We start from the raw sequence: 14,726 nt of genomic DNA, 5'->3' as shown, positions 1-14,726 counted from the left end.
TCGAAAAAAGGTTGTCAGCAAAAGTATTTCTTTTCTATAATTTTAGAAAAAATATGAATAGAAGGAAAGGTTTGATGCTATGCCAATGGCTTTTGTAAATCCCGCGCTGGTCGGCAAGGTGCTGGCCGAGGATCTCTACTCGGAAGCCGGTGTGCTGCTTCTGCCCCGGCGCACCGTGCTGACAGCCGCCCACGTCAACGCGCTGCGCAACCAGCGCATCACGCGCGTCAGCATCGCAGACGACCTGTCGGAGGGGAATGGCGAAAAGATTTCCGCCCAACTGCTGGACAAGGGAGGGGACCGGGAGAGCGCGTTCTGCTACCTGGATGCGATGGAACAGACGAGGCGGCTGTTTGAGCGCGTGGACCTTGGACAGGTGCCGAGCCTGCACGAGTTCTGCCAAGCGTTTCACGCGCTGGCGGAGCGGACGGAGGAGCGGCTCGGGCTGTTCCGGTCCCTGTACGTGCTGGAAGGGGCGGACAGCTACACGTATCGCCACTCGCTCAACGTGGGGATTCTCTGCACGCTAATCGCCCGCTTGCTGAAATGGGACGAGGAGCGCGTATGGTTGATGGGAGCGGCCGGATTTCTGCATGATATCGGCAAAACGCGCGTGCCCCGGGAGATCCTGCTCAAACCCGATAGGCTGACGGACGAGGAGTTTGCGGAAATGAAGCGGCACACCGTGTACGGGTACGAGATTCTGCAGCAGATGGAGGGCGGCCATGAGACGCTCGCCATTTGTGCCCTGCTGCACCACGAGCGGCTGGACGGCTCCGGCTATCCGGAAGGGCGGAAGGATGAGCAGATTCCGCTGGAGTGTCAGGTGGTGGCGGTTGCCGACATGTTTGACGCGATCTGCTCCGATCGCGTCTACAAGCAGCGGACGTCGCCGTTTGAAGCGGCCCGCGTGCTGTGGAAGGCGGCGTGCGACGGGCTGCTCAACATCGAAATCGTCTCTCTGTTCGTCCATTACATCGCCCAGCTTTACGTGGGAGCCAAGGCGCGTCTCAACAGCGGCGAGGAGGTGGAAGTGATCCTGATTCACCGGGATGAGCCGATGCGTCCGCTGGTTCGCCGGCAGGGCCAGTTCGTCGACCTTCGCTGCCACCGCCAGTTGAGCATCGAAAAAATGCTCGGATAGCCGCCGCTCGCCGCACGGGACCTTTCTCCCGGCAAGCGGACGTTCCCATGCGGATGCCACATGTCACGGTTTTGTGGCAAAAGGCCGGAGAACCTCGACACCCCCGTCCCGCTGTGCCAAAATAGAACAGATCGCACTAGGGACGGGGAGGGAACAGGCGAACCAGCATGATACGAAAAGCGACACCGGCAGACGCGGCATGCGTCGCGCCGCTGATTTACGAAGCGATTGGCAGCATTGCCCACACGCTGACCGGCGCTGTGGAAGCGGACGAGGCCATTCGCGTCATCGAGGCGTTTTTTCGGATGGAGAGAAACCGGCTCAGCTACGAGAATGCGGTCGTGGCCGAAGTGGGGGGAGAACCCGTCGGACTGGCGCTGTTCTACCACGGCAGCCGGACCGAAGAGCTGGACCGTCCGTTTGTTCAGCGGTTGGCCCGCTTGACGGGCATCGCTCCGGTCATTGTAAAGGAAGCCCGGTCCGATGAGTTTTACCTGGACACGCTGGCGGTCCGCGCCGACCAGCGCGGCAAAGGCATCGGCAGACGGCTGCTGGCCCGTTTTGAAGCAGAGGCTCGCGCGCGCGGACACGAGCGGATTGCGCTGCTCGTGGACCAGGAAAACCCCCAGGCGCGCAAGCTGTACGAATCGATCGGCTATCGGCCGGACGGCACGCTTCTGGTAAGCGGCCACCTGTACGACCATATGGTCAAGCAATTATCCGTGCTGATCTGACGACACCTCCCGTATGCCCGCGGCATCCGTTGCCATGCCCCGGCCAGGCGGGAGGTGTTTGTTCTCGTAAAAAACAAAAGCATTCGTGTCCGTTGTGACAAGCGGAAGAAACGAATGGATGTTGATATGTCAAAATAGTGGGAGTAAAATAACAAAGGAAAGCAATAAAAATCGATTGATTTTTGTTGCAAATCAAAGGGTTGACAAGTGAAACAAAAGGAGGAACTGCGTGTCATGTTGGCTTCAAAAAGGCAGCAGGAGATTCTCGAACTGCTGGAACAGAAGGGACACGTCTACGTCTCCAACTTGAGCAGGCAGTTTCAGGTGACGAAAGAGACGATACGCCGCGATCTGGAGGCGATGGAAAAACAGGGATTGATTCACCGCACGCACGGCGGCGCGGTGTTGAACCGGAAGGAAAAAGAAGCGTCGCCGCTCATCCAGCGCGAAGTCGCCCATCTGGAAGCGAAGCGGGAGATCGCCAAGGAAGCGGCCAAAGGCATCCAGGACGGGGACATCATTGCCCTCGACTCCAGCGACGTCTCCTTTCAGTTGGCCCGGCTCCTGGGCGAGCGGGAGATCACCGTGATCACCAATTCCATCGCCGTCACCCTGGAGTTTCTCCGTCAGGACAAGGTAAAGGTCATCACCGTCGGCGGCTATCTGAACAAGGACTGCACCTCGTTTTTCGGCACGATGACGGAAAAGTCCATCGAAGGCTACCACGTGGACAAGTTCTTCTTCTCCTGCCACGGGGTTCATCTGGAACACGGCATTTACGAGAACAACGAGATGGAAGCACAGGTCAAACAGAAGTTCATCTCCATCTCCGACCGCTTGATCCTGCTGGCCGACCACACGAAGTTCGGGCAGAAGTCGCTGACCAACCTGCTCTCCCTGGACAAGGTGGACCAGATCATCACGGATCACGGGCTGCCGCTCAACCAGTTGTCCGCTTTCAAAGCAGAGGGTTTGAATATACAACTCGCCCAGTCGTAACAGGTGGGTTCTTTTCTGTTTTCCAACCAAACATTTTCAACTGGAAAAGAGAAACAATCCCGCAAAAACATGTGGAATTGTTTCTCTTTTGTTGGTTTCGGAATATTGAAAAAGCAGAAAAATGCGGATAATATGTGGGACAAACAAAGCATCAATCGATTCAGGAGGAGCCGAGATGCACGACAAGCTGGTGTTTGGAGTTGATTTTGGAACGGAATCGGCTCGCGCCGTTCTAGTGGATGCAGCAAACGGAGAAGTGAAAGCGATTGCAACCAAACCGTACGCCCACGGCGTGATCGTGGAGACGCTGCCGGGTACGTCGGTTCGGCTGAACAGCGAATGGGCGCTGCAGGATCCTCAGGATTACCTGGATGCGCTGGTGGATACGATCCGCGCCTGCATGAACGAGGCCGGGGCCAGACCGGATCAGGTGATCGGCATCGGGGTGGACTTTACCGCCTGCACGATTCTGCCGATCCGCGCCGACGGCGAACCGCTCTGCGCCGATCCCGCCTTTCGCGGCAACCCGCACAGTTGGGTGAAGCTGTGGAAGCACCACGCCGCGGAACCGGAAGCGAACGAGATCACCGAGCTGGCGCGGGCGCGAGGAGAAGCGTTTCTCCGCTATTACGGCGGCTCCCTCTCGTCCGAGTGGCTTCTGCCCAAAGTGCTGCAGATCCTGCGCGAAGCCCCCGAGGTCTACCATGCGGCTGACCGCTTCGTGGAGGCGGGCGACTGGATCGTCCTGCAGTTGACGGGCGAATTGAAGCGCAACTCCTGCGCGGCGGGGTATAAGGAAACCTGGAACAAACGGAACGGCTACCCGTCGTCCGATTTTTTGAAAGCCCTTCATCCGGACATGGAGCATTTTGTCCGCGACAAGATCGCCACCCCGATCTACCCGGTCGGCACGTACGCCGGCCGTCTGACGGAAGAGATGGCCCGCCGGCTGGGCCTGACGGAACAGGTGGCTGTCGCCGTCGCCACGATCGACGCCCATGCGAGCGTGCCCGGGGCGGGGATCGTCGAACCCGGCCAGATGCTGATGGTGATGGGCACGTCCATCTGCCACATGGTGATGGCGGAAGAGGAGCTGTTTATCCCGGGAGTAAACGGCGTGGTGGAAGACGGGATTCTCCCCGGACTGTACGGATACGAAGCGGGGCAGGCGGCCGGGGGCGATACGCTGGCCTGGTTCGTCCGCAGCGGCGTGCCGGCCGCTTATCACCAGGAAGCGGAACAGCGGGGCATGTCCCTGTACGCCCTGCTGGAAGAGAAAGCGAGGGCGATCAAGCCGGGAGAGAGCGGTCTCATCGCGCTGGATTGGCTGAACGGCAACCGCTCCGTGCTCAACGACGCCTCCCTGTCCGGCCTGATCGTCGGCATCCGGCTGGAGACGAAGCCGGAAGAGATCTACCTCGCCCTGATGGAAAGCCTGGCGTTTGGCACGCGCACCATCATCGAAGCGTTTGAAGACGGCGGCCTCCCCATCCGCAAGCTGTACGCCTGCGGCGGCTTGTCCGTCAACAACCGCCTGCTGATGCAGATTTTCGCCAACGTGACGGGCAAACAGGTGGAAGCGGTTTCGAGTCCCAATGCTTCCGCGCTGGGCGCCGCCATGTTCGGCGCGGTTGCCGCGGGGGCGAAAGCCGGCGGATACGATTCGATCATGGAAGCGGCCAGCCGGATGAAAGACGGCCACTCTGTCGTCTACCGGCCGGATGAACAGGCGCGTCAGACGTACGACCGGCTCTACCGGCTGTACAAGGAGCTTCACGACACCTTCGGACGGGGCTCCCTGATGAAGGAATTGAAAGCGGTAAAAAAATGGACGGAAAAGAGCGTATGACATGAAAATTTGCGTGGTTGGCAGTTTGAACACGGATATGGTGATCAGGACCAAGACGTATCCCCGCCGGGGAGAGACGCTGTTTGGCGAAACGATGGACATCCTCCCGGGCGGCAAGGGAGGCAACGCCGCGACCGCGATCGCCCGGCTGGGCAAAGAGGTGCTGCTGGTCGGATCGGTCGGGCAGGACCCGTTCGGGGATCGGCTGCTGGCAGAGCTCAGGGCCAACGGCGTCGACGTGTCGGGGGTGAAGCGGAGCGCGGCCGCCAAGACCGGAACGGCGATGATCACGATTGACGCCTACGCGGAAAATACCATGCTGGTGGTGCGCGGGGCCAATGCGGACCTGGCTCCGGAGGACGTCGACAAGGTGCTGCCCGAGCTCCAGTCCTGCCGCATCCTGCTGACGCAGATGGAAACGGGCGAGCGGGCGGTCGTCTACGCGATGCAGAAGGCCAAGGAGAACGGCAGTCTGGTGATTCTGGACCCGGCGCCGGCGGAAGGCATCACGATGCGGGCGCTGCAGTACGCCGACATCGTCATTCCGAACGAGCAGGAGACGAAGTACATGACCGGCATCGAGATCGAGGGCCCCGACGACGCCCGGCAAGCGGCCCTCTACTTCCAGTCGCTCGGCGTCTCCCAGTCGATCATCAAGATGGGGCAGCGGGGCTGCCTGGTCTTCACCCCGGAACGCTCGGAGTTTATCGAAGCGATTCCGGTTCAGGCGGTGGATACGGTCGTGGGTGACACGTTTTCCGGCGCGCTGGCCTGTGCGCTGGCCGACGGGAAAAACCTGTTTCAGGCGGCCCGGTTTGCAAGCGTTGTCAGCGCGCTGAAGGCAACCCGTTTCGGCGCCCAGGTGGGCATCCCCACACTGGCGGAGGTGCGGTCCTTCATCGCCGAACGCGGGCTGCGCGATTATCTGGACGGGACAGCCGCGGCACATGAATGACGGAGGTGTGGACGATGCAGCCGTATTTGTTGGAAATGAAACACATCAGCAAGACGTTTCCGGGGGTGAAGGCGCTCGACGACGTGCAGTTGGCGGTGCGTGCGGGCGAAGTGCACGCCTTGATCGGAGAGAACGGGGCGGGCAAATCGACGCTGATCAAAATCCTGGCGGGCGTGTATCACCCCGACCCCGGAAGCCGCTTCTTCTTTGACGGCAAAGAGGTGGAGATCAAAAAGCCGCTGGACGCGACCCTGCAGGGCATCTCCATCATTTATCAGGATTTGAGCCTCTTTCCCAACCTGAGCGTGGCGGAAAACATCTGCATGGGCCGCGATGCCGGAAAAGGACCGTTTCGCCTGGTCAAGCGGAAAGAAAAGAGGGAGCTGGCCGCCCGCATCCTGAACGAATGGGGGTTCGGCATCGATCCCGACGCCCGCCTGGACACGCTTAGCATCGCCAAGCAGCAGCTTGTCGCCATTGCCAGAGCGATCGCCTTCGAAGCCAAGCTGATCATCATGGACGAGCCTACCTCGTCGCTCTCGTCCGGCGAAGTGAAGCTGCTGTACAAGGTGATCGACGACTTGAAGCGAAAGGGAATCGCCATCCTGTTCGTCAGCCACAAGATGGAGGAGCTGTTCAAGGTGTCGGACCGGTTCACCGTGCTGCGGGACGGGAAGTACGTCGGCACGTACGACAGGGATGAGCTGAACGAAGAAAAGCTGATCGCACTGATGGTCGGACGAAAAGTGGAGGCGGTGTCGAGGCAGGAGACGCAGCCGGGCGAGCCGGTCTTGGAAGTCGTCTCGCTGTCCAAGCGGGGCCATTTCAAGGACGTCTCGTTTACCCTGCGAAAAGGGGAAGTGGTCGGCATCACCGGGCTGGTCGGCTCGGGCAGGACGGAGCTGGCGCACGCGCTGTTCGGCCTGCAAAAGCCGGACGCGGGCGAGATTAGGCTGAACGGAAAAGCGGTGAGCATTTCGTCCACGCAGGAGGCCGTGAAATACGGCATCGCCTACGTGCCGGAGAGCAGGCAGCGGGAAGGACTGATCCTGCAGCAGTCGATCGTCCGCAACGTCTCCCTGCCGATCCTCAAGCAGTTGAAGAACCGCCTGGGGTGGATCGACGGAAAACAGGAGGCGAAACTGGCCGAGGGATACATCCGGTCGCTGGACATCCGCCCCGCCATCCCGGAGATGGCCACCGGCAACATGTCCGGCGGGAACCAGCAAAAAGTGGTCATTGCCAAATGGCTGTCGACAAACCCGCGCATCCTGATCGTCGATGAACCGACCAACGGGATCGACATCGGGGCGAAGACGGAAATTCACAGGCTGATCCGCTCCCTGGCCGCCGACGGGCTGGCGGTGATTGTCATCTCGTCCGATTTGCCGGAAGTGCTGGCCGTCAGCGACCGCGTGCTGGTCATGCGAAAAGGGACGATCAGCGGGGAACTGTCCATCAAGGAAGCGACCCAGGAGAAAATCATGAACCTGGCATTGATCGGATCACCAAAGGCGAAAGGAAATGAGGCGGTCGGGTTATGAGCAAAATCCTGAAATCAAGCGAGCTTGGAATCGGAGTCATCCTGCTGCTGCTGTCCGCGGCGCTGGCCGTCACCAGTCCCGTCTTTTTGACGGGGGACAACATCCTCGACATCTTGAAGGGCAACGCCGTGCTGGGCATCCTCGCGATCGGGATGACACTGGTGATCATCACCGGCGGGATTGACGTCTCCGTCGCCGCGGTGACGGCCGCCATCACCGTCATCATCGGAAAACTGGCCGTCTCGCTGCACGACAGCGGATGGAGCCTGGTCGCCATTTTTCTCGCCGCGCCCCTCGTGGGAGCGCTGCTCGGCCTGATCAACGGGCTGCTCGTCGCCAAAACAAAGATACCGCCGATCGTGGCCACGCTGGGCACCAAAAGCATCTTGGCCGGGGCCACGCTGTACGTCACAAACGGGGCGTACATGAACAGCAGCGATCTGCCGGAAGCGTTTCTTCGCTTCGCCCAATGGAAACCCCTCGGGGTATCGGTTCTCATCCTCATCTTTTTTGCGGTCGCGCTGTTTACCTGGTTTCTGCTGAACCACACCGTCATCGGCCGCTCGGTCGTGGCGATGGGCGGGAATCCGGTTTCCGCGATGCGGGCGGGGATTCACCTGCAGTCCGTGCAGTTGTTTGTATACGCATACATGGGCTGCCTCGCGGGCATTGCCGCAATCGTGCAGACCGCGTACACCAAAGGGGTGGACCCGAACGGGTTCAACGGCTTCGAGCTGACCGTAATCGCCGCCGTCGTCCTGGGCGGGGCCAACATCATGGGCGGCTACGGTTCCATCCCGGGGACGATCCTGGGTGTGCTGCTGCTCGGCGTGATGCAGAACGGCCTGATCCTCGCCCATGTCGATACCTTCTGGCAGGATATCGTGACCGGCGCGATTATTTTGATCGCCGTCACCTATGACGTGATCAAGCGGAAGCGCGAGGAAGCCAACCGGGCGAAAATCGAGATCGAGGCGTAGGAGCGGGGTGAGGACATGAATTTTCTCTCGAAAGAATGGATTCTCGGCTACGTGTTTGCGGGACTGTTTCTCTTGATGACGCTGTTTGTCCCGGGGTTTTTTGAAGCGTACAACCTGATCAACATGCTGTTTCAGCTCCCCGAACTGGGAATTTTGTCGCTGGGGATGATGGTCGTGCTGCTAACGGCCGGGATCGATTTGTCGATCACCTTCCTGGCGGCGCTGGCCGGCGTGATCGTGGCCACGCTGCTGACCAACGGGTATTCCGTGCCGGTGTCGATCCTGGCGGGCGTCGCCACCGCGCTGACCGGCGGTCTTCTCAACGGGTTTTTCATCGCCGTCGTCGGCGTTTCCCCCATCCTGGTCACGCTGGGCACGATGACCCTGTTTGAGGGGATTGTCCTGCTGCTGACAAAGGGCAACAGCATTTCCGGCTTTCCGGAGAGCTATTCGCTGATCGGCAACGGCCTCTTGGGAGCCGTTCCGATTCCGATCCTGATCTTTGCGGCGATTGCCGTGATCCTGTCCATCCTGCTGAACAAGACGGCGTGGGGCCGCAGCGTCTACATGTTCGGCAACAACCCGACGGCGACGCTGTTTTCCGGGATCAACACGACCCGGGTCGTCCTGTGGGTCTACCTGTTTGCCGCGTTGATGGCGGCGGTGGCGGCCATCATCATGACCAGCCGCTACAATTCGGCCAAGGTGGACATCGGCAGCTCGTACCTGCTGCAAAGCATCGCCGTCGCCGTCCTGGGCGGCACCAGCATCTCCGGCGGGTACGGCAAAGTGATCGGAGTCGTGCTGGCCGTGGGGATTTTCCAGATCATCTCCAACGGGCTGAATCTGCTGGGCGTCTCCAGCATGGTCATCGACATGCTGATGGGCACCATCCTGATTGGCGTCCTGCTGATCAACTATGTCTCGGCGAAGCGCAAGCAAAGCCAGACCGCGTGAAGGGAGGGATGCTGGCGAACCGACGATGTCACCCGCTTCTTTCCGCTTTTGTCCAAGACCAATGTCTGATCAACTGACACAGGGGGAGTTTCGATGAAAAAGATGAACAAAATGCTGTCTGTTTCCGTCTCCGTTTTGCTGGCACTGGGCCTGATGACGGGCTGTGCCGTACAGAAAAACACGGCCGCCCCGGCTGATGGTGCGGCAGGGGGCAAAAGCGACGGCAAGCTGACGATCGCCGTCGTTCCCAAACTGGTCGGCATCCCGTACTTCAACGCGTCCGAAAAAGGGGCGAAGCAGGCTGCCGACAAACTGGGCGTCGAGCTGATCTACACCGGCCCGACCCAACCGGACGCCGCGCAGCAGGTGAAGGTGATCGAGGACCTGATCTCCAAAAAGGTGGACGTAATCGCCGTCGCGCCGAACGATGCGGCCGCGCTGACGCCGGTGCTGAAAAAGGCGAAGGATCAAGGCATCAAGGTGATGGACTGGGACACGCCGGCCGACCCCTCGGTGGTTGAGCTGTCCGTCCACCAAATCGACGACGAAGTGTACGGACGTCACATGGTTGACCTGCTCGTCCAGGCGATGGGCACCGACAGCGGAAAAGTGGCCATCGTGACGGGCGGCCTGTCGGCGCAAAACCTGAACACCTGGATCGACTGGTCGAAGAAGCAGATTGCCGAGAAGTACCCCAACCTGCAGATCATCGGAGACAAGATCGGCACGGACGAGAAACAGCAGGTGGCCTACCAGAAGACGCTGGACCTGCTGAAGGCCAACCCCGACCTGAACGGCATCCTGGCCTACTCCACGGTGGCGCCGCTCGGTGCGGCCCAGGCGATCCAGGAAAAAGGCCTGCAGGACAAGGTGTCGCTCGTGGGCGTGGCGCTGCCGAAGGACTCCAAGCCGTTCCTGGAAGACGGATCGCTCGATACGGCGACGCTGTGGGACCCGGTGAAGCTGGGTTACTTGACCGTCACCCTGGCCAAAGACCTGGCGGAAGGCAAGAAGCCGACCGACGGCCAAGAGGTGGAGAACGTCGGCAAGATCGAAGTGAAGGCAGACGGCAAAACCGTCATCATGGGACCGCCGAGCGACTTCACCAAGGAAAACGCCGGCAACTACGATTTTTAATCAAAGCTGTACGGACGCTGTCTGCAAATAGAGGCTGCCTGTGTTCAGGCAGCCTTTCGTTTGCTCCGATGGAACTGTTCTTCCAACCGGAGCCAATGGCTTTCCGGCAGCCGCCGGAGTTATATCTCCAAATTAGGTTTTCTTGGAGATCGTTACCCGAGAGAGGTTCAAAGGTAAGCTGCTCTCCAAACTCTATGTTGAACTTCTTCAAGCCATGGCTGGTAATTTGTTATCTATAGTCATACATGCATTATTGAGAATGTTTTGTAATAATATAAAAACAAACTAAAGAACCAAGAGCCCCTCCGGCAAGTAAGACTAGTACGGGAAGAGGAACATCCAAAAAAAACATTCCGATCACTTGCGAGATAAACAAGATTAAGATAGTGATTTGTAAAACAACTTTCTTATCCATTTTCGCACCTCGATCCATAGTCGTTGAAGGTTTAAAAAAGCCATTGTCCATACAGACTAATGGCTTTTTTCTTATTATTTAATATCCACTCACTAAAGTAAACTTCGTATTCGTCCAATTTTTGTAATTCATCACTTTCTGGGCCGACGCAAGGTTAGCAGCAACTTCTGCACTCGCTTGCAGACGAGCGTTAGTTGCATACGCAGCTCCAGTGATAGCCGCTAGCGTACTCGTAGTCGCAGCCCCTGCATAAACCGCTTGCGCCCATCCTGCGGCGCCAACCGGGAAACCTGCTACAAGAGCTATAGCGCTTGCGATAGCAACCACCCAAGCGGTAACTTCTGGTATATATTTTGAAGCCTTCATGTCGTTCATTATGCCTTCCTCGTAATCATCGATATACCCTTGAAATTTACTTAGACTTCTAGCATTGTTTCCGTCTTTAACGTTTCCTTTTCCTTTAACATATTTGTGAGCCTGTTCGCTTAAAACTTGTACAGTGAAAGTACCATCAGATAAATCTTCATTATAGTAATTATCAAACGCACCAGCAGCTAATACCGAATTAGCTAATGCTGACTTAAAACCTTTTCTATCAATTTTTTCTTTGAGCTTTTCTGCAGTATCACGTATTTCTTCCACCTGCTCGTAGGTAATACCCTTAGACTCTTTGAAATCTTCCGATAATATATCGACTTTACTCTCAACTATGTCCACGATGCTCGAAGCATCCCTTTTCGAACGTATGGTACTGTTAGAATTCTTTCCTTCGGTTTCTTCTTCTACAATTCTTTTAACTTTTGCTTCTCCTGTCTCCAAATCATTAATTGAGTCCTCATAGATGTATTTTGTAGCCAAATAATTTCCATCTATATCGAAAATATCTTCCTTCGAATGCACGATTGCTTCAATTACGGACCCCTCTTTAATCACTTTGGTATTCGATGTAATTTCCTTATATCCAGTTACTACGAATTCTCCATCACTGTCTATCTCAAATGTTTTCACTTTCACTTGTTCTGGTGTCTCGTAAATTTGTTTAGCACTTTCAGCTTTTACAGGCGGTACAGCCATTCCAACAATAAAAGTTGTGTAACACAAGAGCGAACATAGGGTAGTTTTTAATAACCTCATTTTTTCATACCTCCTTTTATTGGAAACAATGCAATTATATTATATATTACCGAATTTTGTAAATAAATTTTTGTGTGTTTTTTGAATTCCTGCCTTATTAACCCATTAACAATCCTTTCGTTTTAGGTTTTATGTATGGCGGATTGTAATATTAAAGTGCGACACTCAAACGTAGGCAAAAAATGGCCCTCCAGCGGCTTTTTCACCGCCAGAAGGCTGCTTGCTTTACAAGTATCTTGTAATCCTCTCTCGAATAAATGGATGACTTACATTGATCGCTTCACCGCCGAACATTTTCCTTAACGCTCCCACGTGTGACGTTTACCGACGTACGCTGTGCCACAATCCCGATAATATCCCCGTACTCGTTCACAACGGCTCCTCTGGCACGCTACAATCAAACTCCCAAGGCTGGCCTGTAACTTATGTCTGGAATAGCTCCCCCTTTATCAACTTCATTCTTTTTCTAGTCGTTCAATTCTTCGTTCTAGTTCCCTAATTTTTGTCTTATCCTGGAGCGAACTACGAAAAAAATAGTTAGTCCTGCTGGAATTCCGACCAAAATAAGAAATGTGAGTAACTGAAATATCACCGTTCTCCATTCGATAACAACCATTCCGAAATCAAATATGAACATATCTCCTGACACAGTCGTAAAACTTCATACTATCTGATGAGAAAAAAGTTGCAAATAACAGAAGTGCAATCGCGATAAACGCCCTCGATTGGGTAATTTCAGACGCTATCCTTGTGCCACCAGATATTCAGCATCAGGCACCGGAAACAAAGCTTGCGCAGAAAAAGGATGTGATTGATTTTCTGTCAATCACATCCTTTTTCTCCTACCTGCCCTGCGTCTGCTTAGTCCGATAAAACTCATTAAACAACTTCATCAACGCCCGCTTCTCGATGCGGGAGACGTACGAACGGGAAATGCCCAGCTCGCGGGCGATTTCCCGCTGTGTCTTCTCTTTGTCCTGGTCCAGTCCGAACCGGCCGATGATCACTTCTTTTTCCCGCTCGTCGAGGATGTGAATGTGCTGGTAGATCTTGTTGGACTCCAGCTTGAGCTGCACCGTGTCCACCACTTCGTCAATCTCCGTGCCCAGCACGTCGATCAGGGTGATTTCGTTCCCTTCCTTGTCGGTTCCGATGGGGTCGTGCAGCGACACGTCCTTTTTTGTTTTTTTCAAGCTGCGCAGATGCATCAGAATTTCGATTCTACAGTCAAAGGTATGGCGTGATGCCTGGCACGAGCAAAGGAGCGTTTGTCACGCTCCTTTTTCTGATCCCTGATGGTTTGGGGGAAACCAGGCGAACGCAGCGCCAGATGCCGCTCCGTTCGGATCCCGCCTTAATGAGAGGCGGGTTTTGTTTGTCGGTTTTGGACGCGTACCCGTCGCTGCGCGATCGCTTTCGCAACCACACCGTGACGCGGTGAGAAGAGAAAGGCCAGCAGGAACAATACGCCGGATACGGCGGTCATGGCCCCGGCAATCGAACTGTCCAGCCAGGACGCGAGCCATTGTTTGCCCCCACTCATTTTTCTCTCTTTAGTCACAATTGTTTCCTTGAGGCAAATTCTACACAAAAAATGACAATGAGCAACACTATGATACGATAGAAAAAAGTTTCCTTAGGGAAAAATATTGGATGCTTCTGATGGGGGAGGCAGCACGGCTGAATGATCACGTAGAGGATAAGTGATCGTACGAGGCCTGTCAGCCGTTTCACAATGAAAGGAATCCAGATCGTGCAATGAGTGGGAGGAGGGGGGGCGTCGTCCCCAGTGCCGAACGGGCTGGCGTTCGGCGGCAGCGGGGACGGCGCACTCGTCTGTGCCGGTGGCGGGTGCGGCAGTTACGGATTGGGGATACCTGCCTGCTGAGCGGCCCCCGACGTTCGTTCGTTCTTGTCTCTCATGCGGCTGAAAATCGTGGCGAGAATCGAGCCTGATATATTGTGCCACACGCTGAAAATCGCACTGGGTACAGCGGCCAATGGCGAGAAATTCGCCGTTGCGATCGCCACGCCCAATCCGGAATTCTGCATCCCGACTTCCATGGCCACCGCCTTTTGTTTTGCCAAATCCATTCCGAACAGACGGGCGAGGTAAAAGCCCAGCAAAAAGCCCAGCACATTATGCAGGATCACAACAGCAAAAATCAGCGGGCCGGTGGAGGCCAGCTTGGCCTGGCTGCCTGCCACGACACCTGCTACGATCATGACGATCGCGATGGTGGAGACGAGCGGCAGCGCCTTTGCACTCGCTTCCGCCTGTTTGCCAAAGAACTTCTTGATGACAAACCCGAGAGCCAGCGGAATGATCACCACTTGAATAATGGACGCAAACAATGACCACATGTTGATGTCAACCCACTTGCTGGCAAGCAGCAGGATAAGCAGAGGAGTCACAATGGGTGCGAGAATCGTTGAAACCGATGCGATCGCCACAGCGAGGGCAACATCCCCTCTTGCCAGAAACACCATGACATTCGATGCCGTTCCACTCGGACAGCATCCCACCAGGATGACGCCAACAGCCACTTCCGGCGGCAGGTCCAATCCCCATGCCAAGAGGAAGGCCAATCCCGGCATGATGACGTAGTGACACACCACGCCGATCGCCACATCCTTTGGCCGACGAAATACTTCTGCAAAATCGGCTGCGGACAATGTAAGTCCCATCCCGAACATGACGATTCCCAACAAGGGAACGACATAGCCTCCAATCCACTTGAAATGGCCGGGGAACAGATAGGCAATCACCGAAACGAGAATGACCCATACGGTAAACGTTTTTCCTGCAAACGAACTGATTTTTTCGATAAGCATCATCGGCTTTGAAACAGTGCCAGACATCGACATGGAAATCCTC

The 14,726-nt window shown here is 56.2% G+C and carries 12 protein-coding genes and 1 pseudogene; 9 read left to right on the top strand and 4 right to left on the bottom strand.

Annotated elements, in window-relative coordinates:
• Window positions 1–79 precede the first annotated feature (79 nt).
• The 9 genes from A6764_RS16150 (at window position 80) to A6764_RS16110 (ending at window position 10,299) form a co-directional block, all read left to right on the top strand.
• Window positions 80–1,144: an HD-GYP domain-containing protein gene (locus A6764_RS16150; protein WP_065068161.1), complete on the top strand. Its 1,065-nt coding sequence runs from the start codon at window positions 80–82 to the stop codon at window positions 1,142–1,144.
• Between the two features lie 167 nt (window positions 1,145–1,311).
• A complete protein-coding gene (locus tag A6764_RS16145; RefSeq protein ID WP_065068162.1) occupies window positions 1,312–1,878 on the top strand; it encodes a GNAT family N-acetyltransferase in 567 nt (188 codons plus the stop codon).
• Between the two features lie 234 nt (window positions 1,879–2,112).
• Window positions 2,113–2,877 carry a DeoR/GlpR family DNA-binding transcription regulator gene (locus A6764_RS16140; protein ID WP_029097404.1) on the top strand — a complete coding sequence of 255 codons (765 nt, stop codon included), beginning with the start codon at window positions 2,113–2,115 and terminating at the stop codon, window positions 2,875–2,877.
• Window positions 2,878–3,052: 175 nt separating this feature from the next.
• Window positions 3,053–4,726, top strand: a complete 1,674-nt coding sequence (locus A6764_RS16135) for a ribulokinase (RefSeq protein ID WP_065068163.1) — start codon at window positions 3,053–3,055, stop codon at window positions 4,724–4,726.
• A gap of 1 nt (window position 4,727) precedes the next feature.
• Window positions 4,728–5,681 (top strand): ribokinase, encoded by a 954-nt coding sequence (rbsK, locus tag A6764_RS16130; RefSeq protein WP_044897566.1) that lies wholly within the window; start codon window positions 4,728–4,730, stop codon window positions 5,679–5,681.
• Between the two features lie 14 nt (window positions 5,682–5,695).
• A complete protein-coding gene (locus tag A6764_RS16125; RefSeq protein WP_065068164.1) occupies window positions 5,696–7,225 on the top strand; it encodes a sugar ABC transporter ATP-binding protein in 1,530 nt (509 codons plus the stop codon).
• Window positions 7,222–8,205, top strand: coding sequence for an ABC transporter permease (locus A6764_RS16120; protein ID WP_044897568.1), 984 nt, complete (start codon window positions 7,222–7,224; stop codon window positions 8,203–8,205). The genes A6764_RS16125 and A6764_RS16120 overlap by 4 nt, the downstream gene beginning before the upstream one ends.
• A gap of 15 nt (window positions 8,206–8,220) precedes the next feature.
• Window positions 8,221–9,162 (top strand): ABC transporter permease, encoded by a 942-nt coding sequence (locus tag A6764_RS16115; RefSeq protein WP_065068165.1) that lies wholly within the window; start codon window positions 8,221–8,223, stop codon window positions 9,160–9,162.
• Between the two features lie 93 nt (window positions 9,163–9,255).
• The gene (locus A6764_RS16110; protein ID WP_051188051.1) at window positions 9,256–10,299 is read left to right on the top strand and encodes an autoinducer 2 ABC transporter substrate-binding protein; all 1,044 of its coding nucleotides are present in this window, start codon (window positions 9,256–9,258) and stop codon (window positions 10,297–10,299) included.
• Between the two features lie 493 nt (window positions 10,300–10,792).
• Here A6764_RS16110 and A6764_RS16105 read toward each other — a convergent pair whose 3' ends face one another.
• The 4 genes and pseudogenes from A6764_RS16105 to A6764_RS16090 form a co-directional block, all read right to left on the bottom strand.
• Window positions 10,793–11,848 carry a hypothetical protein gene (locus tag A6764_RS16105; protein ID WP_065068166.1) on the bottom strand — a complete coding sequence of 352 codons (1,056 nt, stop codon included), beginning with the start codon at window positions 11,846–11,848 and terminating at the stop codon, window positions 10,793–10,795.
• An 842-nt stretch (window positions 11,849–12,690) separates the two neighbouring features.
• Window positions 12,691–13,065, bottom strand: a pseudogene (locus tag A6764_RS16100) (sigma-70 family RNA polymerase sigma factor); the annotation flags it as partial.
• Window positions 13,066–13,202: 137 nt separating this feature from the next.
• A complete protein-coding gene (locus A6764_RS16095; protein WP_141669798.1) occupies window positions 13,203–13,391 on the bottom strand; it encodes a hypothetical protein in 189 nt (62 codons plus the stop codon).
• 317 nt (window positions 13,392–13,708) lie between these two features.
• Window positions 13,709–14,686 carry a bile acid:sodium symporter family protein gene (locus A6764_RS16090; RefSeq protein WP_029097391.1) on the bottom strand — a complete coding sequence of 326 codons (978 nt, stop codon included), beginning with the start codon at window positions 14,684–14,686 and terminating at the stop codon, window positions 13,709–13,711.
• Between the last annotated feature and the right edge of the window lie 40 nt (window positions 14,687–14,726).

Origin of the sequence: Brevibacillus sp. WF146, from assembly GCF_001673705.2 — a bacterium.
Lineage (GTDB): Bacteria > Bacillota > Bacilli > Brevibacillales > Brevibacillaceae > Brevibacillus > Brevibacillus thermoruber.
This window is presented reverse-complemented; position numbering and strand designations above follow the sequence as displayed.

Bases quoted from the DNA above. Each gene is read 5' to 3' on its own strand.
- A6764_RS16150 (WP_065068161.1), top strand. From the start codon at position 80: ATGCCAATGGCTTTTGTAAATCCCGCGCTGGTCGGCAAGGTGCTGGCC.
- A6764_RS16110 (WP_051188051.1), top strand. From the start codon at position 9,256: ATGAAAAAGATGAACAAAATGCTGTCTGTTTCCGTCTCCGTTTTGCTG.
- A6764_RS16135 (WP_065068163.1), top strand. From the start codon at position 3,053: ATGCACGACAAGCTGGTGTTTGGAGTTGATTTTGGAACGGAATCGGCT.
- A6764_RS16090 (WP_029097391.1), bottom strand. From the start codon at position 14,686: ATGATGCTTATCGAAAAAATCAGTTCGTTTGCAGGAAAAACGTTTACC.
- A6764_RS16125 (WP_065068164.1), top strand. From the start codon at position 5,696: ATGCAGCCGTATTTGTTGGAAATGAAACACATCAGCAAGACGTTTCCG.
- A6764_RS16095 (WP_141669798.1), bottom strand. From the start codon at position 13,391: ATGAGTGGGGGCAAACAATGGCTCGCGTCCTGGCTGGACAGTTCGATT.
- rbsK (WP_044897566.1), top strand. From the start codon at position 4,728: ATGAAAATTTGCGTGGTTGGCAGTTTGAACACGGATATGGTGATCAGG.
- A6764_RS16140 (WP_029097404.1), top strand. From the start codon at position 2,113: ATGTTGGCTTCAAAAAGGCAGCAGGAGATTCTCGAACTGCTGGAACAG.
- A6764_RS16120 (WP_044897568.1), top strand. From the start codon at position 7,222: ATGAGCAAAATCCTGAAATCAAGCGAGCTTGGAATCGGAGTCATCCTG.
- A6764_RS16105 (WP_065068166.1), bottom strand. From the start codon at position 11,848: ATGAGGTTATTAAAAACTACCCTATGTTCGCTCTTGTGTTACACAACT.
- A6764_RS16145 (WP_065068162.1), top strand. From the start codon at position 1,312: ATGATACGAAAAGCGACACCGGCAGACGCGGCATGCGTCGCGCCGCTG.
- A6764_RS16115 (WP_065068165.1), top strand. From the start codon at position 8,221: ATGAATTTTCTCTCGAAAGAATGGATTCTCGGCTACGTGTTTGCGGGA.